Consider the following 23,600-nt stretch of genomic DNA (forward strand, 5'->3'; position numbering starts at 1 on the left):
AGGTCCAGGGTTTGATATTTTTTTAGAAGCTTCAATTTTTTAAAAACTTCAATTGCAAACATTCACCCATTATTTTCTTCATTTTATAGCTATTGCCGCTATTGCCTGGTTTTACGACAAAAAGAACTGGAAAAGGAACTGGCTTATCTTACTCGCCACTATGGCCGTAGATCTGGACCATGTTTTTGCCAATCCTCTATTTGACCCCATGCGCTGTGGAATTGGCTATCATCCTTTACATTCTCATTTTGCAATTATCGGCTATGTTTTAGGGGTTCTTTTTATTAAAAATAAGCTTCTGAAGTTAATATTCATCGGTTTGCTCTTTCATATGCTTACCGATTTTATAGACTGCCTGTGGATGTTTTCTAAATGCAATGAATGCTATACTTCTTCTGAAATTTATAAGTGGTTTAATTAAATTTTTCAGAAAAATTAAAACATCAAATTTTAGAGTCAAGCCTCGGAGCATTAAATCTCGATTATCGAGTAAAAAAGCCCGAAAACCTGAATATTAGGGAAATGTTCGGTTCTCAGGCTTCTGATTAAGCAACAATTTAAGGGTTTAAATTCTTGTTTTCTTCATCATTTAGCATTCTCGATTTTATTAAAAAGCGATAACCGGTAGGAATATCAAGCGAAAAACTTCCGCCTCTACCTTTTACAATATCTACAGTTAAATGGGTATGTTTCCAATATTCAAATTGGTCGTGACTCATATAAAAATTTACGCCGCCAACTTCTCCCATTAAAATATCGTTCTCGTCTATATAAAAATCCTCTTTTGGCAGTAACATAGGTGAAGACCCGTCGCAACAGCCACCGCTTTGGTGAAAAATCACCTCACCGTGCTGTTGCTTAAGTTCTTGCAGTAGTTTTTCTGCTTCAGGAGTTACTTCTACTCTTTTATAGTCCATTTTTAAAAGAATCCTAATTTATTCTTATCATAAGAAATTAGCATATTCTTGCTTTGTCTATAATGATTCAGCATCATTAAGTGATTTTCCCTTCCGAAACCAGATTTTTTGTAACCTCCAAATGGCGCGTGTGCGGGATAATCGTGATAACAATTTACCCAAACCCGCCCGGCTTTTATAGCGCGCGGAATTTGATATAATTGATGCGCATCTCGGGTCCAAACTCCGGCACCCAAACCATACATCGTATCATTTGCAATTTCAATGGCTTCGGCTTCATCTTTAAAGGTGCAAACCGCTACCACAGGTCCAAAAATTTCTTCCTGAAAAACCCTCATTTTATTATGGCCTTTTAAAATAGTCGGCTGAATATAAAATCCGTTGGCTAAATTTCCCTCAAGTTTTGCTGCATCACCACCGGCTAAAACCTCAGCGCCTTCATCCTTACCTATCTTAATATATTCCAGGATTTTCTGATGCTGATCACTGGAAGCCTGTGCGCCCATCATCGTAGACTCCTCAAACGGATTACCCATTTTTATAGCTTTGGTGCGCTCTATCACCCTTTTAATGAATTCATCATAAATATCTTCCTGGATTAAAATCCTGGATGGTGCGGTACAAACTTCACCCTGGTTAAACGCGAAAAGCACAGCGCCTTCAATACATTTATCAAGGAAAGCATCGTCGTGATCCATAATACTATTGAAAAAGACATTAGGCGATTTCCCTCCAAGCTCCATGGTTACCGGGTGCAGGTTTTTTGAAGCATATTGCATAATTAACTGCCCGGTAGTGGTTTCTCCTGTAAAGGCCACTTTATCTACATTTGGGCTGGAAGCCAAAGGTTTCCCTGCTTCAGGACCAAAACCGTGAATAACATTAAAAACTCCCGGAGGTAAAAGATCTGCAATTTTTTCAGCTAAAAATGTTGCAGAAGCAGGCGTTTGTTCTGCAGGTTTTAAAACTACGCAGTTTCCAGAAGCTAATGCGGGTGCCACTTTCCAGGCAAGCATTAATAGTGGAAAATTCCAGGGAATAATTTGAGCAACCACGCCAAGTGGCTCGTTGATAATTAAGGAAAGGGTATTTTCGTTAAGTTCTGTAGCCGATCCTTCTTCTGCTCTAATAGCTGAAGCAAAATATCTAAAATGATCTACCGCCAGGGGAACATCAGCATTCATTGTTTCGCGTATAGACTTCCCGTTATCGGCGGTTTCCATTTGCGCGAAAGTTTCCAGGTTTTCCTGTATCACATCGGCTATTTTATGCAAAATCGCAGCCCGTTCTGAGGCCGAAGTTTTGCCCCATTCATCTTTAGCATTGTTAGCAGCTTCTATCGCGCTTTTTACATCCTTATCGTTAGATCTTGGATATTTGGCTAGTAATTTATTATCTACCGGCGAATGGTTCTCAAAGTATTTCCCATCTATGGGATCCTGAAATTTCCCGTTAATAAAATTGCCATATTTTTCTTTAAATTTTGGTGCTGAATAGCTCATAGAAATATTTTTTAAATTACATTCCTAATATCCCTAATTTTAAGAGTAAATAATTGAACTTTTCTACAAATAAGTATTACATTACTATTAACTTATTAAATTAAACGGGTTTTGAATACCAATATATCAAACTATAATCGCAATTTAAAGCTGAATACTTCTATTGAAAACAGGACGATCTACAGTGCTGATTATGCTGAATTAAATGTTTTTGAAACCCGGCAGGTAGCAGAAAGTGTAAACCTTCAGTTTAGTTTTCCAATTATTGCGAGTATGCTTACGGGCAAAAAAATAATGCACCTGGAAGGAATGAAATCTTTTGATTTTTTCCCGGGAGAATCGGTGGTGTTACCTTCAGATAAAAAAATGCTAATAGATTTTCCCCTTGCCAATTCAAAAAATCCTACACGTTGCCTCGCCCTGGGAATTGATCCCGATAAAATAAAAGAAACCGTAGAAATCTTTAATGAAAATACTCGAATAGATTTCGAAAATGATCATCATAGCTTTGATGCCAGCGCTGTTCATTTAGCTAATAATCATCAGGTTCAATTTGTGCTAGACCGCATTTTTAGCACTTTCCTGGAAGATGGTAAAGCTAAAGATGCGTTGTTAGATTTAATGGTAAAGGAACTTATTATCAGGTTACTTCAAACTAAAGCAAAAGTAATGCTGCTGGATAATGAAACGCTTTTTGATAATAATAGAATGGCGTTTATCGTAAAATATATGCGGGAACATCTTACCGAAAACATTCAGGTAGATAAACTGGCAGATAAAGCCTGCATGAGTACTTCAAATTTTTACCGAAGTTTTAAAAATACGCTTGGTGAAAGTCCTATAGATTATCTAAACGGGGAACGAATTAAATTTGCGAAGAAACTAATCCAAAGAACAAATAGCAAGTTTGCCGATATCGCTTATAAGAGCGGATTTAACAATACCAGCTATTTTAACCGTCAATTTAAACGTTTCGAGAAAATAACTCCAAATCAATACAGAAAACTGGTTAAAGATAATCTCACTTAATATTTCGCTGCATTTTTACTCAAATTCTCTAAAGCATTTTTCATAGTTTCCAACTGCGAAATATTTTGGGTTAGTTTAAACCTTTTGGCTAAAAAAGCAGGATCGTTATAAGAAATCTTTACTATCCCGGCCTCGTCCCGCCAAACCAGAAATTTAACCGGAAACTCCAGGGCAATTCTGGAGTTCTCCTGCATAATTGGTGTACCAACTTTAGGATTGCCAAAAATGATTAACCTGGTAGAACGCAATCCCACACCCACCTGCTCTGCATTTTTAAAATGATCTATTTCTGAAAAAATTTTTAGATTAGGATTTTCTTCAATAGCAGTGATCAGTCGGTCGTAAGTAGTTTTAAAATCAAATTCGCTTATTTCTGAAACAATGCCTTCATGGGTATCTACTTTAAATTTTCCCGATTTCTTAACCTTTCCGCCTGAAGCTTTTGAAGCCATATCTTTAAGCCCTTTTTTCACCTTAGATAGATTCCTGACTCCTTTAAATTCAAACCTTGATTTCAGGTAATTTATACTGCAGTATGTTACTTCGGTTATATCAGCATTATTATACACCAACATTTTAAGCGGAAGATCCAAACCGGCAAGCTGATCTTTCTGTATAAGTAAACTTCCCTGCTTAGGGTTTCCAAAAATTAGAACACTGGCTTTGTTAAGTTCTAAATTCGCATTTTCGGCATTTGCAGAATGATCTATTTTAGCAAAAAGTGAAAGGGCTTCATTTTGCTTCACCACCGATTCTAATCTTAATACGGTACTTTCAAAACCATACTTACTTTCAGTAATCATAAGATGGTCGTTTTGCTTTTCCTGCGCCGAACCGATAAAAATTCCGAAGAAAAATAAAAAGAAAATAAATTTTAACATTGATGTCATAAGCCGTAATTCTTGTTTTAATTTAATCAAATTTAGGGAGATATAGATTCAAATCCTTTAGCTTTTCAAGATTTATGAGTATTTTGACAGGGTGTAAAATACAGGCAGCTTTAATTCTTGTATCTTTACACCCGCGCTTTTTTAGCGCCCCAAATAACTATCTAATTTAATGAATTTATGCACGTAGCGATTGCAGGGAATATAGGAGCAGGTAAAACCACGCTTACTAAATTATTGGCAAAACATTACAACTGGGAAGCGCAGTATGAAGATGTATTGGAGAATCCCTATCTCGAAGATTTTTATAATAAAATGGAACGCTGGTCTTTTAACCTGCAGATCTATTTTTTAAATAGCAGGTTTAGGCAAATCTTACAAATTCGTGAAAGCGGAAAAAAGATAATACAGGACAGAACTATTTATGAGGATGCCCATATTTTTGCACCAAACCTACATGCAATGGGTTTAATGACCAATAGGGATTTTAAAAATTACAGTTCGCTTTTTGACCTTATGGAAAGCGTGGTGCAGGGACCCGATCTTCTTATTTATTTAAGAAGTAGTATTCCTAATTTGGTGTCGCAGATACATAAACGAGGTCGGGACTACGAAAACTCGATTTCAATAGATTATTTAAGCAGGTTAAATGAAAGATATGAAGCCTGGGTACACAATTATATCAAAGGAAATTTGTTAATAATAGACGTAGACAATATTAATTTTGTAGATAACCCCGAAGATTTGGGAGATATTATCAACCGTATTGACGCTGAAATTCATGGTTTATTTTAAATCTAATAAAAATGGAATCAACAAAACTTAAAAGACCAAAACATAAGGGTTCTCCAAAGTTATTTGACAACCCAATTTTAGAAAAACTTACGCACACGCATATTTCTTTTCCGTTGATTATTTTTGGAGTAATTGCAGTGGCATTAATTTACTACGGAATTATCGAAAAAGGGTTTGAAACACCAATAATGGTAGGCCTCTTCGTAGCCGGACTTTTCTTTTTCACTTTTGTAGAATATATAATGCACCGGTATTTGTATCATATTCCCGCAACTAGTGAACGTAAAAAGAAAATTTCTTATACTATGCACGGGGTGCACCACGATTATCCTAAAGATAAATCACGATTGGCAATGCCTCCGGTTTTAAGCCTTATAATCGCTACAGTACTTTTTATAATTTACCGGGCAGTTTTAGGCGATTATGTATTCGGATTTTTAGCCGGATTTTTAATAGGATACGCGGGTTACCTGGCTGTGCATTATTCGGTACACGCTTTTAAAGTGCCCAATAATTTCCTGAAAACTTTATGGCACCATCACAGTATTCACCATTATCGCGAATCAGACAGGGCCTTTGGGGTTTCCTCTCCGTTATGGGATCATATATTTAGAACAATGCCAAGAAAAGCGCCTGCAAGTAGAAAAACAGCAGTTGGGCAAAGTATAGACGATTAAATTTTTAGTTTTCTAAATAAAACCGTGTTCCCTGGCATGTTCTACGGTTTCTTGAGAGGTCTCAACCATTAGTACAGGCGTGGTTTCAAAATTATCTATGATACTGCGCACGCGGCTCATTTGTTTTTTATGCTTTACGCTTCTTAAATAAATTGCCAGAATTCTATCTGGATACTGTGCAGCGATTTCGGTGTAAATAGATGCATCGTGCTCGCCACTATCACCAATAAGAATAAAATTCATTTCAGGATAAGTCTTTAAAATATTTGCGATCTCTTTTTGTTTGTGCGGTTTTTCAGGTTTTATACTCCCATCAAAAGGCGTTCTGAATTTTCGAAGCAAAATTGGCCCTTTCGGGAAAGCATTGTGATCTAAAAATAGTTTGAGATATTCGTATAAATTCCACGGACTGTTACTTAAATAAAAAATAGGATTATTAGGCGTACCATCTCTACCGGTGTGCAGTTTTTGGTAAAATTCAGCTGCACCCTTTAGTGGGATTCTATTATAAGCATTGGTAAGCAGTGAATTTTTCAGCAACCGCAGTTTTAAAAATGAAGTTACGCCGGTGTGCAAAATAGTATCGTCTATATCGCTAATTACTCCATATTCAGCATTTGGATCGGGAATTAAAAAATCTCCCTTAAAAGGATCTTCCAACAATTCTGTCTTTTTTCCTAACGGACCTTTATAAAAAATATCATAATCCAGCCAGCCCTCTTCGTCGGCGTGTTCTGCCAGGTTTTGTTCTATTGTATTATCAAATAAAAAGAAACCTTCGTCATCAGTTTGTGTGGTGGCCTGTACTTTTCCCGGAAGACTTAAATCTACCTGCGCATCAGGAATTTCAAACGTATCAAATTGTTTATAAGTGGTTTTTATCGTTTTAAAAATATTCGCATCCTGGGTGATTTTTAAGGGTTCATTATCCAACACGCGCCCTTTTATATAAAGGTGTGAATGGGTTCCATAGCTTCTATAGGGCGTAATTAAAACCTGGTCTATAAGCTTATACCGGCCAGCAAGTTTGCGTAATCTTTTCTTCATTAATTTGCACTTTACATAAATTACCCCCCGAGCAAGCTCAAGGGAGTATTTATAGAAAATATATTTAAATTTCGAGGTAAACCTGGAGCTATCAAGACTCGATTATCCAGTCAATTTAAAAATTATAAAGAAGCCTGGCCCTGCTTTTAAATAAACTTTAGGAAGATTCCAGGTTTTGCATGGCCTTCTCCATATCAATCCCCTCTTCCAGTACTTTGGTAAATAGATCTCCTTTTTTCTGAATTCGCTGCGGCATATCTGTAATGGTAAAATCGAGAATTTTAAGTCCGCTTTTCACTTCTTTCCATTCTAAAGGAGCGGAAACAGGCGCACCGGGTTTTGGGCGTGCACAATAGGCAGAAGCTAAAGTTTGGCCTCTTCGGTTTTGTAAATAATCCAGGTAGATCTTGTCTTTTCGCTTCTTTTTAGCACGATCCATACTGGTTAATTTTGGAACTTTATCTGCGATATAATAACACAGCAATTTGGTAAAATCCCGTGCTTCATCATACGAATAATTTCCGCCCAGCGGAATATAAATATGAAGTCCACTTGAACCTGAAGTCTTGCAATAACCCTCAATTTTAGCCAAATCCATCACTTCTTTTGCAGCCTGGGCAACTTCAATAACCTCTTCAAAAGTATTTTTATCTGAAGGGTCTAAATCTATTACCGTATAATCTGGTGAATCAAGATTCTTCACCCGGGAATTCCACGGATTGATCTCTATACAACCCAAATTAGCCATATATAAAAGCGTTGGTTCATTTTGGCAAAGCAAATACTCAATATCCTTTTCAGAAGATTCCGAATAAATTTCTGTGGTTGCTATCCAATCGGGTAAATTTCCTTCGTTGTCTTTCTGGTAAAATCCCTGTTTTTTAATGCCGTTAGGATGCCGATGTAAATTTTGGGGACGATCTTTTAAGTAGGGTAACATCACTTCTGAAACCTGGATGTAATAATCTATTAAATCGTATTTCCTGAACCCGGAATCAGGCCAGTATACTTTGTCCAGATTAGTAAACGGAACATCTATCCCATCTATTTCCAGGCTTTCTCCTGACTTCCTTATAGAAGATGATTTTGTTGATTTCTTTTCTTCGGAAACTTTATTTTCAACAATGTCTTCGGCTAAAATTTCTTCCGGTTCTTTATCTTTTCGCAAAGCCTTAAAAACCGGATGCCTTAATTTACCGGTTTTTGTAATTTCTGAAAACTTTACTTCAGCAATCAAATCGGGGCGCATCCAAACCGGTTCTCTTCCTTTTAAATTTATTTTTTCTGAAAAAGGAGAGGTTTTACGCTCACGACTTTTAAACTTTTTTAGCAATGCTTTCTGTTCGTCGTTCGAAAAACCGGTGCCGCAATTTCCAATATATTTTAAATCTTCATCTTCATAAGCGCCCATAATTAAGGAACCAAAAATAGCACCTTCTGAAGTGGTGTAACCGCAAATAAGCACTTCCCGGGTGTTTTCACCTTTTAACTTTAGCCATTTTTCAGTTCTATACCCGGGAGAATAGGTAGCATCGGCTTTTTTGGCGATCACCCCTTCCAATCCAAGGTCTATGGCTTTATTATAAAATGCGGTGCCCATTCCTTCTATATGATCGCAATATTGAACCATGTCCAGATCTTCCAAAACTTCAGGGATTAAACTTTTGCGTTCTAAAAGTGGTAAATCCAGCATAGAATGGCCATTGAGAAAAAGCATATCAAAAACATAAAAACGCAAGGCTCCCGGCGTGTTTTCATTATAATTTTGCAAAGCCTGGAACTGCGGAATTCCCTCTTTATTCAATACCACGATTTCACCATCTAAAATCACATCGTGCTCAATCTGTTCTAAATCTTTAACCAATTTTGAAAACTTAGAATTAAAGGAAATCCCATTGCGGGAATAAAGATCTACTTTGCCGTCTTCAATATTGGCCAGCGCGCGGTAACCGTCCCATTTTAACTCGTAAATCCAATCGGGATCGTTAAATATTCTTTTGCCCGTGGTAGCGAGCATGGGCTTTATAAATTCTGAAGGTTTTATTTTCCTGACTTTTCCTTTAGATTTATCGGAATCCTTGCTTTTAGAAGATTTTTCAGTAAAAACTTCCGCATCGTAATCCAGATCGGTAGAAAAATCGTCTTTCTTTTTAATCAACAACCACTGGTTCTTTTTATCACCTCGCTTAGTTTTCACTAACGCAAATTCACCTTTAATTTTGCTGCCGCTAAAGACGATTTTCAGGTTACCATCTTCCCATTGTTCTTCAAGATTATCATTGGTTTTTGCCGCAGCTTTAAACGTGCCTTTATCCCAAATTTGCATCTCCCCTGCACCATAATTTCCTTTAGGAATTGTACCTTCAAAATGTAAATATTTTACGGGATGATCTTCGGTTTCTATGGCAAGACGTTTGTCTTTAGGATTCATGGAGGGACCTTTAGGAACAGCCCAACTTTTTAAAACGCCTTCCATTTCCAGGCGTAGATCGTAGTGCAGGCGCGTAGCCTCGTGCCGCTGAATAACAAACCTTCCCCGGTTTTCGGTAGAAAAATCGGCACCGGGTTCTGGTGTGTTATTAAAGTTACGTTTCTTTTTATAATCTTCTAAACCCATCGCTTAGGATGCTTTAGATTTTTTCTTTTTATCTAAACTGGCTTTTAGTTTAGCCATAAGATCTTTGGCCTGGGTAGGTTCATCTTTAAATTTTTGCGGCTTCGGCTTTTTACCGGTGCTCTTAGATTCAATGATCTTCATTAATTGATCGTTATAAACATCTTTAAACTTATCTGGATCAAACTCTGTAGTGTATTGTTCTATAAGAGAAATAGCCATATCTACCTCTTTTTTGGCGACTTTAGTTTTTGGCAATTTCAGGTCTTTGGTTTCCCTGATTTCATCTGAAAACCTTATTACATGAAGTACCAGGGCTTTATCATAAACGCCAACCAGGCTTAAATGCTCTTTTTGGCGCATCACAAAAGTAGCCACACCCAGTTTCCCGGTTTTTTTTAATGCATCTCGGAGTAGATTATAAGATTTTCCTCCTTCTTTTTGTGGTTCGAGAAAGTATGGTTTTTTATAAAGCACCTCGGCCACATCATCTTCGGCCACAAATTCTTCAATATCTATGGTTTTACTCTTTTTAAGGTTTGCATTTTCAAAATCCTCTTTCTCGAGCACAATATAATCTTCATCCTTTTTAAAACCCTTTACAATATCTTTCCACTCCACTTCTTTCCCGGTATCTTCATTCACACGTTTATACCTTATTCGGGCATTATCGTGCTTATCAAGCATATCTAAATCGAGTTTTCTACTTTCTGAAGCAGAATATAATTTTACCGGTATGGAAACCAGTCCGAAGCTAATAGAGCCGTTCCAGATAGATCTCATTCTAGTGGTTTCTAAGAGCTTTAATTAACTCATCCTTGGTCATATCGCTTCGGCCTTCAATACCAACCTCCTGGGCTTTCTCATAGAGTTCTTCTTTAGAGCGTTCTTCATATTTATCGGCTTTTCCGCCTTTTTCACCAGACTTAGAATCGTTTGCAATTCTCGCGGCTTTAGATTTACTCATTCCTTTATCGCGAAGTTCCTCATACTGTTCATCATTCTTAATTGATGGTCCGTGATCTTTAGCCATAACATTCAATTTTGGTTAATAAAAAGTTTCTAATTAAAATTAAGGGAATTACTGCGGAAGCTTAGTTGTAGCTTTGTTAAAATTAAAAAGGTAAACTTCCGCTTAAAAAATTTTAAGGAATAAACAACAAAGCTTTATCACTCATTTAACTTGCTTTAGTTCAGTTTGCTTATAATTTTATCTAACAATTTTAACCATTAAATATTTAATTATGAAAAAGTTAGAAGATCTATTCGAACACCAATTAAAGGACCTTTATAGTGCCGAAAGCCAGTTAGTAAAAGCCTTACCAAAAATGGCAAAAGCTGCGAACGATGAAAAACTGAAGAAAGCTTTTGAAGACCATTTGGAAGAAACTAAAGAGCACAAAAAACGTTTGGAAGAAGTAAGTAAAGACTTAGGGTTTAAACCTACCGGTGAAGAATGCAAAGCGATGAAAGGCCTTATTGAAGAAGCAGAGTCATTTCTAAAAGAAGATGCAGAAGATGATGTAAGGGATGCCGGTCTTATTGCAGATGCCCAGCGGGTGGAACACTATGAAATTTCCGGATACGGTACTTTGGTGAGATATGCCAAAGAATTAGGCCATAAGGATGCAGCAAAAACATTGCAGAAAACCCTTGATGAGGAATACACCGCAGATGAAGACCTAAATAAACTCGCTGAAAAACGCGTAAATAAAAAGGCTAAATAAGTCTGTATTTTAAAGAAAAGAGGCTGTTTGACATCCTATTAAAACGTCATCCTGAATTTATTTCAGGATCTAACATGATTATAATTTATTTCATGTTAGAAGCTGAAACAATCCCGAAGCATCGGGACAGCTTGACGAAAACAGAAAAAATCAAACAGCCTTTTTATTTTCTAAAAACCTTAAAATACTAGGCTTTATCTTTTAAATCCTGTACTTGTTTTTCAACTTCAGCTTTAGTACCTGTAAAGGTTTTTTGCTGAACTGTGGTTTTCCCTTTTTTGGTAGTGGTGATTCTTACTTTAGCGATGGTTTTATTTCCTTCCGAAGTCATATTTACTTGAATTTCTTCTGAAAGATCTTCAGCATTTATACTTTCTTCCATTTCTATAGAAGCCCCTTCGTTAGGAATATCGCCTTCGGTATGGCCTCCAAGAATGGGGGCGATTACCAAACCAATTAAACAGGTTAATTTTATTAGAATATTCATCGAAGGTCCTGAAGTATCTTTAAAAGGATCACCAACGGTATCTCCGGTTACTGCCGCTTTATGTGCCTCAGAACCTTTGTACGTCATTTCTCCATTAATCATTACTCCTGCTTCAAAAGATTTTTTAGCATTATCCCAGGCACCACCTGCGTTATTCTGAAAAATTGCCCAAAGCACTCCGCTTACCGTCACTCCGGCCATATAACCTCCAAGCATTTCAGCAATCAATACATTTTCATATCCAAAAAGCATCGGGATAAGGGCGATCGCGATAGGGAAACCAATGGTTAAAACTCCCGGCAACAACATTTCTTTTAAAGCCGCTTCAGTAGAAATCGCCACACATTTATCATATTCAGGTTTCGCGGTTCCTTCCATAATCCCGGGAATACTTTTAAACTGTCGTCTAACTTCTTCTACCATTTTCATCGCTGCTTTCCCAACAGATTTCATTGCTAATGCGGAAAATACGACCGGCACCATACCGCCAATAAACAACATCGCTAAAACAGGAGCCTTAAAAATATTGATTCCGTCAATTCCGGTAAAAGTTACATACGCGGCAAAAAGCGCCAGAGAAGTAAGCGCTGCTGAAGCAATCGCAAAACCTTTCCCTGTAGCCGCGGTAGTGTTTCCTACGGAATCCAGGATATCTGTACGTTCTCTAACCTCAGCCGGAAGTTCACTCATTTCAGCAATTCCACCGGCATTATCGGCAATAGGGCCAAAAGCATCAATTGCCAACTGCATTGCCGTAGTGGCCATCATTGCTGAAGCTGCTAGCGCAACACCGTAGAAGCCTGCAAAAGCGTAAGATGCCCAAATTGCAATTGCAAATAATAATACGGAAAGAAATGTTGAGATCATCCCGGTAGCTAAACCGGCAATAATATTGGTTCCGGCACCCGTACTTGAGTTTTGTACGATAGAAAGCACCGGTTTTTTACCAAGACCTGTATAATATTCGGTTACTGCTGAAATCACACCCCCAACAACAATTCCTACTAAACAAGCGTAAAACACCCTGATAGATGAGATATCCATATATTCAAAACCTTCGGCCCCGCCAACAAAAAAGCCCATTGTTAGGGTTTCTTCAGGAAGCATCCAGGTTACCAGAAAATAACTGGCCACAGCTACAAGAATTATAGCTGTCCAGTTCCCAATATTTAATGCTTTTTGAACCTCAGCTTCTTTAGCCGAGTTACTGCTAATTTTCACTAATAAAGTTCCGATTATAGAAATGATAATTCCGGCACCGGCAATAGCCATAGGCAGTAAAATAGGGCCAATTCCACCAAATCCGGAATCAACGATATTTCCGCCCATATCTTCAATAATATAGTTTCCTAAAACCATCGCCGCAAGAACGGTAGCTACATAACTTCCAAAGAGATCGGCACCCATTCCGGCTACATCCCCAACGTTATCACCTACATTATCAGCAATGGTGGCTGGATTTCGAGGATCGTCTTCAGGAATTCCTGCTTCAACTTTACCTACTAAATCGGCACCAACATCGGCCGCTTTAGTGTAAATTCCGCCACCCACACGGGCAAATAAGGCTATAGATTCGGCACCCAAAGAGAAACCGGCAAGAGTTTCCAGGACTACCGTCATTTGTGTAGTATCTGTCCATTCGCCCCCCATGAAATAATGAAAGAAAAGAATAAAAAAACCGGTAAGTCCCAATACGGCGAGACCGGCAACGCCAAGCCCCATAACGGTACCGCCACCAAAAGAAACTTTTAATGCTTGCGGTAGACTTGTTCTGGCCGCCTGGGTGGTTCTAACATTAGTTTTGGTAGCGATTTTCATTCCCATGTTTCCGGCAAGGGCAGAGAAAAACGCACCAAAAATAAAAGCAACGATAATCAGGTAATGCGTGGTTGGCACTACATAAGCAATAGCAGCTAGTGCAATACTGGCTCCTACTACAAAAAAACTAAGTAATTTATATTCTGCATTTAAAAAGGCGAGCGCCCCTTCGTAGATGTGTGAAGAAATATCTTTCATCTTGCCGTCTCCGGCATCCTGTTTTAATACCCAGGAACGTTTGGCCCACATAAAAACGAGGCCAACGACTGCAAGTATTGCAGGCATATAAATCATCATTGATTCCATATTAATTGTTAAGTTTTAGTTAATATGGCTAATGTAGTAAATCAATGATAATTAAAAAAGCAATAACTTTTTAAGGTTATTGCTTTTAAATCATCAAAATTATATGACTGAAATTAAGGTTGTATTCCAAACTGACCTTTATCACCATCAAAATTCTCAAAGCGCTCTACACATTGTTTTATAATTTCTCGAGCTTCTTTTGCATCTCCCCAACCACCAACATCTACTTTTTTCTTCTCAAGATCTTTATAAACTTTAAAGAAATGTTCAATTTCTTTAACCATGTGACCGTTCAATTCATTTAGATCATTCAATCTATTCCAAATAGGATCTGAAACCGGTACACAAATAATTTTCTCATCGGGTCCTTTTTCATCGGCCATATGGAAAACACCAATTGGCTTAACTTCCATTACTACTCCTGGGAAAGTTGGTTCACTAACCAACACCAGGACGTCTAATGGATCACTATCCTGCGCAAGGGTGTTTGGTATAAAACCGTAATCGGCCGGGTACATCATAGAAGAAAAGATCATCCTGTCGTAACGGACTTTCTTTAGCTCAAAATCGTACTCATATTTGTTTCTACTCCCCTTTGGGATCTCTATTAATACATCAAAACTTTCTGACATTTTTCTTTCTTTTTTCTCATTTAAGGGCGGCAAATATAGTGAAAATCAATATTAATTCGGCGTATTTAGAAGTGAAAACCAAAGGAAGCTGTTACCGCAAAAGACCGCGACTCTGGAACATCAAAATAATTTCCTCTAAAATGGGCTTCAATACTTAGAAATTTAAGAATATTTCCTACTCCTACACTATACTCGTAATATGGTGCTTTACTTGGTGCTCTCAGCGGAATTCCGGACGCATTTAAAGCTTTATTTTCTTCTGAAATCTCTCCCCAAACAGCTCTGGCGCCTACCAATTCCCGTAAATTTAATTCTCGTAAAAGCGGAATTCGGGCAAATAATCGTCCATTGAAATTATGATCAAAATGCGCTGAAATATAAGTATCGGTTACAAATTCATAGAAATTAAGCACCGGAAATGAATTATACATAGCGAAATAAGTTTGGTTTCCCGGCACCACGTTTAAAAGTCCCAATGGAACTTCCCCAAAGGTTTTTCCGGCTTCTAAACTGGCATTTGCCCTTCCAAATCCGCCAATTTTAAGTGGCTGATCGTAAAAAAACTGCACCTTCTTGTAATTAAAATCGCTATTTAATACGTTTTTTAAACCCAGGGTGTAATTAAGGAAAAAGGTAGGAAATTCTTCTTCGTTCACTACATTTCGTTCAACTCCAAATCCAGAAGTTTGCCTGCCGGGAGTATAAGTGAAAATGGTAGAAATTTCGGTTTGTTTTATGGTTGAAGCAGTTTCGGTTCGAGCTTCATTAGTATAATAATCTAAACTAAACGCCGGGGAGGCCGAACTTAACTCGCGGTAAGAAGCACCAAACCGAACATTAAAATTATACCATGGCTCAATTTCAAGATTTACGGTACTTAAATCTATATTACTCAATTTATTATTATCGCCCACGCTTACCAAACCAGATGATGCTAAGCTACGCCCCAAAACATCTGTAGTATTATTGGTTAAACTTGCGCCCAGTTGTTCTATATCCCTTCTTTTTCCGCCAGAAATAATTAAACGCGACCTGGAATCTAAAAGCCATTTCCCTGAAATTCCATATTTAAATTTATCATCTTTAAAACCATAGGCTAAATAACCTTCAATTCGCCAGGGATCGTGCTGCCCAAAATAAGTTCTACCGCCCACACGGGTTCTAAATCCTTCTACCTGATTATAGTCGAACAAAGAATACACAGGGCCAAAATCCCAACCGTTAAATTCTACATAACCAGATTCTGCGATGGTTGCGATATCGTAAATTCTATTAAAGGCGGGGACATTGGTTAAGCTATCCAGCATCACATAAATATCTTCCTCTTCCTTATTTAGCTCTTCCAAACGGTTTTCTTTCCAAAATTTCTGATCCCGTTTATAGACCTCTTCGTTAAATTTATAAGCTCGTTTATCGTAAAAATCTTCTGCTTTCTTTATGTTGAATTGATACTCTTCAAAAACCCGGGTGCGTTTTGCGTAAACTCCTTTTGAACTTTCTTTTTTGGTTAATGAGAAATTAGCCTGGAAATAATCTTTAGAAATCAGAAAAACCGAATCGTTAAGCACCTCAAATTCCTGCTCTATATACAGCTCCTTTACCCAGTTTATATTGGCATCGCGGGAAGCTTCAAGATTTATTTTCTTCACCGCCCAGGTAGTATCGTTTACCCAAAAATCTCCTTTAAAAGTTAATTCGTTCTCACGACGCGGATAATAAATTATATTGTAACACCATTTATCTTCTATATACGTACTATCGCTCAATACATAATTGTAGTTGTTGATGCCTGTTGTAGAAAGCGGACTTACAAAACTTTTATCAAAAACCTTGATATAGTTGTTGTAGACATTATATTCATCATACACATCTTTTACCGCAGCAATTAGGTTTTGATTTTGCTCAAAACCAGAATTCTTATTTCCCAAGAGATCTTCGCGTTCTTCATTTTCAATATTATCGCCATAAACCTTAGAAACCGATTCGTTAATAAAAACTGGAAGAATGGTTTTTCCCGAAATTCTATTGGTATCAGAATAGTCAAAAATGAATTCCATACCATTAAAAACCGGGTTTTTCACTACAGAGCTATCAATCCCGTCTAAATCGAATTCCAGTTTTTCGTATTTTTTATACTCATATTGTTTAAAAGCAGAAACCCCATTATCGCGTTTATTTTCCCATATCTTTTTTAAAATATCTATAGCGGGATTATTCTTTTTTGAAGTTTTTCCCCTGACAATTTTAACCTCTGCAAGACTGGAAGCCTCTTCCTGTAATTCAATTTCAAGAGACAGATTGGTTTTTTGCTGAAGCGGGATTATTTCGGTTTTATAACCGATAAAAGAAATTTTGAGTTCGGTGTGGTTATTTTCACTTTGTAAATAGAACTTCCCGTTTTCACCAGAAGTTGTTCCTTCCGAAGAATTATTAAAGATCACATTTACAAATGGAAGTGCTTCGCCGTTTTGGTCTTTAACCACGCCGCCAACTTTGGTTTGTGCCATAAGCATGGTACAGCACATTAATAAGAATAGGGAAAGAAAATTTGCTTTCGTCATCTTCATTCTTCAGGGCAAAAAAAAACTTCACCGAATCAGCATCCGATGAAGTTTCAAATTTATAAGGATTTTCTATCTATTTGTAAGTTTGTTCCAAAAATGGAATTACTCACAGACTTATAATTAAATGACTGTTTATTACTAATTTTTGCGTCCAGCATCATGCTGGTTTAGTCAATATACATAACCTGTTTCACTGCTTTAATTACATCGTCGCTGTTTGGCAACCATTCTTTAAGCAATACAGGAGAATAAGGTGCCGGGGTATCGGCAGTGTTAATTTTTACAATTGGCGCATCTAAATAATCAAAAGCTTTGGATTGCACCTGGTAAGTAATTTCAGTAGCAATATTTCCAAAAGGCCAGGCTTCTTCTAAAATCACCAAACGATTGGTTTTCTTAACCGACTCTAAAATGGTCTCGTGATCCATTGGGCGAATTGTTCTAAGATCTATAATCTCGCAAGAAATATCGTCTTCAGCCAATTTATCAGCTGCCTTGTAGGCTTCTTTTATAATTTTTCCGAAAGAAACAATAGTTACATCACTACCTTCCCTTTTAATATCGGCTTTCCCAATTTCGATAACATATTCTTCTTCCGGCACCTCCCCTTTATCGCCATACATTTGCTCACTTTCCATAAAGATCACAGGATCGTCATCTCTAATTGCGGCTTTTAGCAAACCTTTAGCATCGTAAGGGTTTGAAGGAACAATAACTTTTAAACCCGGACAATTAGCAAACCAGCTTTCAAAAGCCTGGGAGTGCGTTGCACCCAATTGTCCTGCAGAAGCAGTTGGTCCCCTAAAAACAATAGGAATATTAAACTGCCCACCACTCATTTGGCGCATTTTGGCCGCATTGTTTATTATCTGGTCAATTCCAACTAAAGAGAAGTTAAAGGTCATAAATTCAATGATTGGTCTGTTACCATTCATTGCTGAACCTACTCCAATTCCCGAAAATCCAAGTTCAGCAATTGGGGTATCTATCACGCGCTCAGGGCCAAACTCGTCCAACATACCTTTAGAGGCTTTGTAAGCACCATTATATTCTGCTACTTCCTCGCCCATTAAATAAATAGACTCGTCTTTTCGCATCTCTTCGCTCATCGCTTGCTGAACGGCTTCCCTAAATTGAATTGTCTTCATTATATGCTATACTATTTATATATCTTGAAAGAACAAAAATAGTAATTCAATAAAGTTTTCACCACTAATAATCCACAAAAATTTGCAAACAGGCTATATCAATTAAAAATACACGCCTTTCAATTAATAAATAAGGAATTTTACTATTATTTTATGCTGTTAAATTATATTATTTGCTGTTTATTTAAGAATTCAATAAAATTTAAAGAATTAAAATTCCTGAAATTTATTATGCGTGCATAGCATTTTCTGAATTAAATTATGTAACTTCGTAAACGAAATCGTTATAAATTTTAAAAACTCGCTATAATGAAAATATTAGTATGTATTAGTCATGTTCCTGATACTACCTCAAAAATCAATTTTACCGAAGGCGATTCAAAATTCGATACCAACGGAGTGAATTTTGTAATTAACCCAAATGATGAATTTGGACTTACCCGTGCCATGTGGTTTAAAGAAAAACAAGGCGCAAGTGTAGATGTAGTAAATGTAGGTGGCGCTGAAACTGAACCAACTTTAAGAAAAGCCCTGGCTATTGGAGCCGATAATGCTATAAGAGTAAATACTCCTGCAACCGATGGTTTTCAGGTAGCAAAACAATTGGCAAAAGTTGCTAAAGAAGGTGGTTACGATCTTATAATCGCCGGCCGCGAATCTATTGACTATAATGGTGGAATGGTACCGGGAATGCTTGCTGCAATTCTTGACGCTAACTTCATTAATACCTGTATAAGTTTGGAAGTTGAAGGTGATAAAGCTACAGCAATTAGAGAAATAGATGGTGGTAAAGAAACCTTAACCGCTTCCCTTCCTTTAGTAATTGGAGGACAAAAAGGTTTGGTTGAAGAGAGCGATCTTAAGATTCCAAATATGCGTGGAATTATGCAGGCCCGTAAAAAGCCGCTTAATGTTGTAGAACCCGATGAGGCAACTACTCACACCGAAGCTGTGAAGTTTGAAAAACCAGCTCCAAAAGGAGATGTAAAACTGGTAGATCCTGAAAATCTTGATGAATTGATAGATTTACTTCACAACGAAGCCAAAGCGATATAAATTAGAAAATAAGATTTCCGCCTTTACTGAAATAAATGTGGAAAGTAGTATAAAATAGATTTCCGCCTGCGCGGGAATGACAAAAAAAATAAATAATATGTCAGTTTTAGTATATACAGAAACCGAAGATGGCAAGTTTAAAAAAGCTGCTTTTGAAGTTGCTTCTTACGCAAAAGAAGTAGCCGGCGGTGATGAAGTAGTTGCAGTAAGTTTTAACGCTACTGATGCTTCTGAACTTGGAAAATATGGTGTTAGCAAAGTGCTTAACATCCAAAACGATAAATTAAGCAAATTCAATGCTGAAGCTTATGCTGATGCCTTGACACAAGCCGCAAAGAAAGAAGGAAGCAAAATAGTTGTGGTAAGCCAAAGCGCGAACAGCAAATATGTGGCTCCACTTTTAGCCGTGCATTTAGAAGCTGGTTATGCTTCTAACGTAATGGCAGCACCAGAAAGCACAGATCCTTTTACAGTAAAAAGAAGTGCTTTTACCAATAAAGCTTTCAACTTTACCAAAATCACTACAGATATTAAGATCGTGGGATTATCTCAAAATGCTTTCGGCTTAAAAGAAAATGCAGGAGATGCTACTGTTGAAGATTTTTCACCAGAATTAAAAGAAGGTGACTTTACTGTAAATGTAGAATCGGTAGATAAAGCAAAAGACAAGGTAACAATTGCCGATGCGGAGATCGTAGTTTCTGGTGGCCGCGGACTTAAAGGTCCGGAAAACTGGGGAATGATAGAAGAAATGGCCGATATTCTTGGCGCAGCTACCGCTTGTTCTAAACCTGTTAGTGATATGGGTTGGAGACCGCACAGCGAACACGTTGGGCAAACAGGAAAACCTGTAGCTTCTAACCTTTATATTGCTGTGGGAATTTCTGGCGCTATTCAACATTTAGCCGGAATTAACGCTGCCAAGACTAAAGTAGTGATTAACAACGATCCTGAAGCACCTTTCTTTAAGGCCGCAGATTACGGGGTAGTTGGTGATGCTTTTGAGATCGTACCTAAGCTAAACGAAAAACTAAAGGAATTTAAAGCGAAAAACGCATAATTTTTATAACTTGCACCCCTTAAAAGGGCTGTCTAAATACGGTGAAAGTCCTGCTTTAGACAGCCTTTTTTAATTGATGATATATGAGTTTAGTGCGCCTTAATATAAAAGGAATTTCTTATAGTCAAACCCAGAACGGAGCTTACGCTTTAATCTTAAGCGAGGTAGAGGGAGAACGTAAACTCCCCATTGTTATTGGAGCTTTTGAAGCGCAATCTATCGCGATTGCCCTGGAAAAAGAGATTAAACCTCCCCGCCCCTTAACCCACGACCTTTTTAAAAATTTTGCTGACAGGTTTGAGATCACCGTTAAACAGGTAATTATTCATAAACTGGTAGATGGAGTTTTTTACTCCAGCCTTATTTGCGAACGCGATAAGATTGAAGAAATTATTGATGCGCGTACCAGCGATGCTATTGCTTTAGCGCTAAGGTTTGATGCTCCTATTTTTACTTATAAAAACATTCTTGATAAAGCTGGAATCTTCCTGAAAGGAGATGAAGCAGAACAGGAAGCCGCCGAAAAGCAGGAAGAAGAAATAATTTCAGAAGAATTACTTCCAGATGATATTGATATAAAATCTGACGACATCAATTACAAAAAATTATCTTTAGACGAACTAAAAACTTTGCTCTCCCAGGCCGTAAATAATGAAGATTACGAAAAAGCGGCACGTATACGGGACGAAATCTCCAAACGCAAATAATGCCCGACTTTATGAATAAAACCTGGTTTTGCCTGATTTTAGTTCTATTTAGTGTGACCAGCACTTTTTCTCAAGACATTTCAAAAACCTGGACTTTAGACCAGGACCAGCAGGAATCTGCACAGGAAAACTTTATTAATGGCAACACCTTAAACTTAGACGAGGGAATATTTAGCATCATTAAAACCGATGATACGCTTGCCAGGGGAAATTATATTTTTCAAAATAAACTGCTCGTATTATTTTACAACACTCCTAAGGATAGTATTGTAAATTATCGTGTTTCTACTCTTACAGATTCTAGCCTGGCAATTAACCACGCCAATAAAGAATTTCATTTTAAGGATACCTCATTTAATGATCCAAAAGAGGTAATTCCGGCACCAATGGTAAAAGAAATGATTCCCAGTGCGGGACTTTCAGTTAGCAGTATTGCCCGTGGAGCTTTAGGAATGCTCACCTTGCTTATTATCGCTTTCTTATTCAGTAATAATCGTAAAGCCATAAACTGGAAAACAATTGGTATTGGTCTTGGAGCCCAATTATTATTAGCAATTGGAGTTCTAAAAATTACTTTTATCCAGAATATATTTGAATTCGTAGGAAATATCTTCGTGCTAATCCTTGATTTTACCGCGGCAGGAAGTGAATTTCTTCTCGGGGGAATGATGGATGTTGATAGTTTCGGCTTTATTTTCCTTTTCCAGGTTTTACCCACCATTATTTTCTTTTCAGCATTAACCTCGGTGCTATTTTACCTGGGCGTTATCCAGATTGTAGTAAAGGGAATGGCGATGATCCTTACCCGATTATTAGGAATTTCGGGAGCCGAAAGTTTAAGTGTGGCCGGGAATATCTTCCTGGGACAAACCGAAGCACCACTTATGATTAAAGCTTACCTGGAACGAATGAATCGTTCTGAAATTTTGCTGGTAATGATTGGTGGTATGGCAACAGTTGCCGGTGGTGTACTCGCCGCGTATATTGGTTTTCTAGGTGGTGACGATCCCGAACTTAGACTTCAATTTGCAAAACACCTATTGGCAGCATCAGTAATGGCGGCGCCGGGAGCGATTGTAGTTTCCAAAATATTATACCCGCAACAGAATAAAATTAATACTAACGTTGATGTTTCTTCAGATAAAATTGGCTCCAATATTCTTGATGCCATTGCCAATGGAACTACAGAAGGTTTAAAACTTGCCGCCAATGTAGCAGCAATGCTTTTAGTATTTATTGCATTTATCGCAATGATTAATTATATACTGAACTGGACAGGTTCCTGGACGGGTATAAATGCATTTTTAGCTGAAAACACCCCATATTCAGGGTTTTCCCTGGAAGCTATTTTAGGAACTATTTTCGCTCCTTTAATGTGGCTTATTGGCGTTGCAAAAGAAGATATGATGCTTATGGGGCAATTGCTGGGAATTAAACTGGCAGCAAGTGAATTTGTAGGCTACGTTCAACTGGCCGATCTTAAAAATACCGCAAACGCGCTTAGCCTTACCTACGAAAAATCGGTAATTATGGCGACATATATGCTATGCGGATTTGCAAACTTTGCATCAATAGGAATCCAAATTGGAGGGATTGGCTCGCTGGCACCGGGGCAAAGAAAAACTTTATCTGAATTTGGGATGAAAGCTTTAATTGGCGGAACTATTGCATCGCTACTTTCGGCAACAATCGCCGGAATGATTATTGGATAATTTATAAAAATACCTTTCAGGATTTTATTTAAGAAGCTTTTGCTATTTTAGCAAAACTAATCTTCTGCACCCTAAACTTATGAAACAATATCACGAGCTTTTACAACATATTTTAGATAACGGAACCGATAAAGGCGATAGAACCGGCACGGGCACAAGGAGTATTTTTGGTCATCAATTAAGGTTTGACCTTGGAGAAGGTTTCCCAATGGTTACCACCAAAAAACTACATCTTAAATCTATTATTTATGAATTACTGTGGTTTTTAAAAGGCGATACCAACGTTGAGTATTTGCAGGAAAACGGCGTTAGAATTTGGAATGAATGGGCCGATGAAAATGGTGATTTAGGCCCTGTTTACGGTAAGCAATGGCGTAATTGGAATGGCGAAGAAATAGACCAGATTAAAGAAATTATTGAAACCCTGAAAAAGAATCCCAATAGCAGGAGAATGTTGGTTTCTGCCTGGAATCCTTCTGTACTGCCAGATTCTTCAAAATCTTTTTCAGAAAATGTAGCTAACGGAAAAGCAGCACTTCCGCCCTGCCACGCGTTTTTCCAGTTTTATGTAGCAGATGGAAAATTATCCCTTCAGCTTTATCAAAGAAGCGCCGATGTTTTCCTTGGGGTACCTTTCAATATAGCTTCTTACGCGCTTTTAACAATGATGATGGCGCAGGTTTGCGGTTATGAAGCAGGCGATTTTATTCACACCTTTGGGGATGTTCATATTTACAGCAATCATATGGATCAGGTAAAATTGCAGCTTTCCAGGGAGCCAAGAGCCTTACCAACAATGAAAATAAATCCTGAAATAAAAAATATTTTTGATTTCGACTATAAAGATTTTAAATTAGAAGATTATAATCCGCATCCTGGCATAAAAGCAAAGGTGGCGGTATAACCCAAAATAAT

At 37.6% G+C, this 23,600-nt stretch carries 21 protein-coding genes; 10 read left to right on the forward strand and 11 right to left on the reverse strand.

The genetic code is table 11. From position 1 onward, the window contains the following. Positions 1–52 precede the first annotated feature (52 nt). Positions 53–421, forward strand: a complete 369-nt coding sequence (locus AO058_RS00995) for a DUF6122 family protein (RefSeq protein WP_075324817.1) — start codon at positions 53–55, stop codon at positions 419–421. A 136-nt stretch (positions 422–557) separates the two neighbouring features. On the opposite strand, the gene AO058_RS01000 is transcribed toward AO058_RS00995, so the two are convergent. Together AO058_RS01000 and AO058_RS01005 are read right to left on the reverse strand one after the other, a co-directional pair. Beyond that, entirely contained in the window at positions 558–917 is a 360-nt protein-coding gene (locus tag AO058_RS01000) for a DUF779 domain-containing protein (protein WP_075324818.1), read from the reverse strand. A 2-nt stretch (positions 918–919) separates the two neighbouring features. Beyond that, complete coding sequence (locus AO058_RS01005; protein WP_075324819.1) at positions 920–2,419, reverse strand: aldehyde dehydrogenase family protein; 1,500 nt, start codon at positions 2,417–2,419, stop codon at positions 920–922. Positions 2,420–2,530: 111 nt separating this feature from the next. Between AO058_RS01005 and AO058_RS01010 the strand changes: the two genes are divergently transcribed. Continuing rightward, a complete protein-coding gene (locus tag AO058_RS01010) occupies positions 2,531–3,448 on the forward strand; it encodes an AraC family transcriptional regulator (protein ID WP_075324820.1) in 918 nt (305 codons plus the stop codon). On the opposite strand, the gene AO058_RS01015 is transcribed toward AO058_RS01010, so the two are convergent. Continuing rightward, positions 3,445–4,338, reverse strand: coding sequence for a DUF302 domain-containing protein (locus AO058_RS01015; RefSeq protein ID WP_083634113.1), 894 nt, complete (start codon positions 4,336–4,338; stop codon positions 3,445–3,447). The genes AO058_RS01010 and AO058_RS01015 overlap by 4 nt on opposite strands. Positions 4,339–4,515: 177 nt before the next feature. Between AO058_RS01015 and AO058_RS01020 the strand changes: the two genes are divergently transcribed. Both AO058_RS01020 and AO058_RS01025 read left to right on the forward strand, forming a co-directional pair. Continuing rightward, entirely contained in the window at positions 4,516–5,130 is a 615-nt protein-coding gene (locus AO058_RS01020; RefSeq protein ID WP_075324821.1) for a deoxynucleoside kinase, read from the forward strand. Between the two features lie 11 nt (positions 5,131–5,141). Further along, positions 5,142–5,807, forward strand: a complete 666-nt coding sequence (locus AO058_RS01025; protein WP_075324822.1) for a sterol desaturase family protein — start codon at positions 5,142–5,144, stop codon at positions 5,805–5,807. A gap of 12 nt (positions 5,808–5,819) precedes the next feature. Here the strand turns inward: AO058_RS01025 and AO058_RS01030 are convergent, their stop codons facing one another. From AO058_RS01030 to AO058_RS01045, 4 genes are all read right to left on the reverse strand, one after another. Then, the gene (locus AO058_RS01030; RefSeq protein WP_075324823.1) at positions 5,820–6,854 is read right to left on the reverse strand and encodes an App1 family protein; all 1,035 of its coding nucleotides are present in this window, start codon (positions 6,852–6,854) and stop codon (positions 5,820–5,822) included. Between the two features lie 157 nt (positions 6,855–7,011). After that, on the reverse strand, positions 7,012–9,471 hold the full coding sequence (gene ligD / locus AO058_RS01035) for a DNA ligase D (protein WP_075324824.1): 2,460 nt from the start codon (positions 9,469–9,471) through the stop codon (positions 7,012–7,014). Between the two features lie 3 nt (positions 9,472–9,474). Continuing rightward, the gene (gene ku, locus AO058_RS01040; protein WP_075324825.1) at positions 9,475–10,251 is read right to left on the reverse strand and encodes a non-homologous end joining protein Ku; all 777 of its coding nucleotides are present in this window, start codon (positions 10,249–10,251) and stop codon (positions 9,475–9,477) included. A 1-nt stretch (position 10,252) separates the two neighbouring features. Beyond that, entirely contained in the window at positions 10,253–10,501 is a 249-nt protein-coding gene (locus AO058_RS01045; RefSeq protein WP_075324826.1) for a DUF7218 family protein, read from the reverse strand. 211 nt (positions 10,502–10,712) lie between these two features. Here AO058_RS01045 and AO058_RS01050 point away from each other — a divergent pair, with 211 nt between their 5' ends. Continuing rightward, positions 10,713–11,195 (forward strand): YciE/YciF ferroxidase family protein, encoded by a 483-nt coding sequence (locus tag AO058_RS01050; RefSeq protein ID WP_075324827.1) that lies wholly within the window; start codon positions 10,713–10,715, stop codon positions 11,193–11,195. A gap of 187 nt (positions 11,196–11,382) precedes the next feature. Here AO058_RS01050 and AO058_RS01055 read toward each other — a convergent pair whose 3' ends face one another. The 4 genes from AO058_RS01055 to AO058_RS01070 form a co-directional block, all read right to left on the reverse strand. Continuing rightward, a complete protein-coding gene (locus AO058_RS01055; RefSeq protein ID WP_075324828.1) occupies positions 11,383–13,806 on the reverse strand; it encodes a sodium-translocating pyrophosphatase in 2,424 nt (807 codons plus the stop codon). A gap of 113 nt (positions 13,807–13,919) precedes the next feature. Then, positions 13,920–14,438: an inorganic diphosphatase gene (locus AO058_RS01060; protein ID WP_075327845.1), complete on the reverse strand. Its 519-nt coding sequence runs from the start codon at positions 14,436–14,438 to the stop codon at positions 13,920–13,922. Positions 14,439–14,503: 65 nt separating this feature from the next. Next, the gene (locus tag AO058_RS01065; RefSeq protein ID WP_075324829.1) at positions 14,504–16,999 is read right to left on the reverse strand and encodes a DUF5686 and carboxypeptidase-like regulatory domain-containing protein; all 2,496 of its coding nucleotides are present in this window, start codon (positions 16,997–16,999) and stop codon (positions 14,504–14,506) included. A 170-nt stretch (positions 17,000–17,169) separates the two neighbouring features. After that, complete coding sequence (locus tag AO058_RS01070) at positions 17,170–18,150, reverse strand: pyruvate dehydrogenase complex E1 component subunit beta (protein WP_075324830.1); 981 nt, start codon at positions 18,148–18,150, stop codon at positions 17,170–17,172. Positions 18,151–18,459: 309 nt separating this feature from the next. On the opposite strand from AO058_RS01070, the gene AO058_RS01075 reads away from it, so the two are divergent. The 5 genes from AO058_RS01075 (at position 18,460) to AO058_RS01095 (ending at position 23,589) form a co-directional block, all read left to right on the forward strand. Further along, on the forward strand, positions 18,460–19,206 hold the full coding sequence (locus tag AO058_RS01075; RefSeq protein WP_075324831.1) for an electron transfer flavoprotein subunit beta/FixA family protein: 747 nt from the start codon (positions 18,460–18,462) through the stop codon (positions 19,204–19,206). 97 nt (positions 19,207–19,303) lie between these two features. Then, on the forward strand, positions 19,304–20,266 hold the full coding sequence (locus AO058_RS01080; RefSeq protein ID WP_075324832.1) for an electron transfer flavoprotein subunit alpha/FixB family protein: 963 nt from the start codon (positions 19,304–19,306) through the stop codon (positions 20,264–20,266). A gap of 83 nt (positions 20,267–20,349) precedes the next feature. Continuing rightward, positions 20,350–20,973: a bifunctional nuclease family protein gene (locus tag AO058_RS01085; RefSeq protein WP_075324833.1), complete on the forward strand. Its 624-nt coding sequence runs from the start codon at positions 20,350–20,352 to the stop codon at positions 20,971–20,973. Positions 20,974–20,984: 11 nt separating this feature from the next. Beyond that, positions 20,985–22,685 (forward strand): NupC/NupG family nucleoside CNT transporter, encoded by a 1,701-nt coding sequence (locus tag AO058_RS01090; RefSeq protein WP_075327846.1) that lies wholly within the window; start codon positions 20,985–20,987, stop codon positions 22,683–22,685. Between the two features lie 79 nt (positions 22,686–22,764). Then, the gene (locus tag AO058_RS01095) at positions 22,765–23,589 is read left to right on the forward strand and encodes a thymidylate synthase (RefSeq protein WP_075324834.1); all 825 of its coding nucleotides are present in this window, start codon (positions 22,765–22,767) and stop codon (positions 23,587–23,589) included. Positions 23,590–23,600: the final 11 nt, after the last annotated feature.

Origin of the sequence: Salegentibacter sp. T436 (assembly GCF_001932675.1) — a bacterium.
GTDB lineage: Bacteria > Bacteroidota > Bacteroidia > Flavobacteriales > Flavobacteriaceae > Salegentibacter > Salegentibacter agarivorans.

What these genes read in the sequence shown, in the direction of transcription:
- AO058_RS01065 (WP_075324829.1), bottom strand. Translation starts at nt 16,999, where the DNA reads ATGACGAAAGCAAATTTTCTTTCCCTATTCTTATTAATGTGCTGTACC.
- AO058_RS01055 (WP_075324828.1), bottom strand. Translation starts at nt 13,806, where the DNA reads ATGGAATCAATGATGATTTATATGCCTGCAATACTTGCAGTCGTTGGC.
- AO058_RS01085 (WP_075324833.1), top strand. Translation starts at nt 20,350, where the DNA reads ATGAGTTTAGTGCGCCTTAATATAAAAGGAATTTCTTATAGTCAAACC.
- AO058_RS01045 (WP_075324826.1), bottom strand. Translation starts at nt 10,501, where the DNA reads ATGGCTAAAGATCACGGACCATCAATTAAGAATGATGAACAGTATGAG.
- AO058_RS01005 (WP_075324819.1), bottom strand. Translation starts at nt 2,419, where the DNA reads ATGAGCTATTCAGCACCAAAATTTAAAGAAAAATATGGCAATTTTATT.
- AO058_RS01015 (WP_083634113.1), bottom strand. Translation starts at nt 4,338, where the DNA reads ATGACATCAATGTTAAAATTTATTTTCTTTTTATTTTTCTTCGGAATT.
- AO058_RS01025 (WP_075324822.1), top strand. Translation starts at nt 5,142, where the DNA reads ATGGAATCAACAAAACTTAAAAGACCAAAACATAAGGGTTCTCCAAAG.
- AO058_RS01075 (WP_075324831.1), top strand. Translation starts at nt 18,460, where the DNA reads ATGAAAATATTAGTATGTATTAGTCATGTTCCTGATACTACCTCAAAA.
- AO058_RS01095 (WP_075324834.1), top strand. Translation starts at nt 22,765, where the DNA reads ATGAAACAATATCACGAGCTTTTACAACATATTTTAGATAACGGAACC.
- AO058_RS01060 (WP_075327845.1), bottom strand. Translation starts at nt 14,438, where the DNA reads ATGTCAGAAAGTTTTGATGTATTAATAGAGATCCCAAAGGGGAGTAGA.
- AO058_RS01030 (WP_075324823.1), bottom strand. Translation starts at nt 6,854, where the DNA reads ATGAAGAAAAGATTACGCAAACTTGCTGGCCGGTATAAGCTTATAGAC.
- AO058_RS01090 (WP_075327846.1), top strand. Translation starts at nt 20,985, where the DNA reads ATGAATAAAACCTGGTTTTGCCTGATTTTAGTTCTATTTAGTGTGACC.
- AO058_RS01080 (WP_075324832.1), top strand. Translation starts at nt 19,304, where the DNA reads ATGTCAGTTTTAGTATATACAGAAACCGAAGATGGCAAGTTTAAAAAA.
- AO058_RS01000 (WP_075324818.1), bottom strand. Translation starts at nt 917, where the DNA reads ATGGACTATAAAAGAGTAGAAGTAACTCCTGAAGCAGAAAAACTACTG.
- AO058_RS01050 (WP_075324827.1), top strand. Translation starts at nt 10,713, where the DNA reads ATGAAAAAGTTAGAAGATCTATTCGAACACCAATTAAAGGACCTTTAT.
- AO058_RS01070 (WP_075324830.1), bottom strand. Translation starts at nt 18,150, where the DNA reads ATGAAGACAATTCAATTTAGGGAAGCCGTTCAGCAAGCGATGAGCGAA.
- ligD (WP_075324824.1), bottom strand. Translation starts at nt 9,471, where the DNA reads ATGGGTTTAGAAGATTATAAAAAGAAACGTAACTTTAATAACACACCA.
- AO058_RS01020 (WP_075324821.1), top strand. Translation starts at nt 4,516, where the DNA reads ATGCACGTAGCGATTGCAGGGAATATAGGAGCAGGTAAAACCACGCTT.
- ku (WP_075324825.1), bottom strand. Translation starts at nt 10,251, where the DNA reads ATGAGATCTATCTGGAACGGCTCTATTAGCTTCGGACTGGTTTCCATA.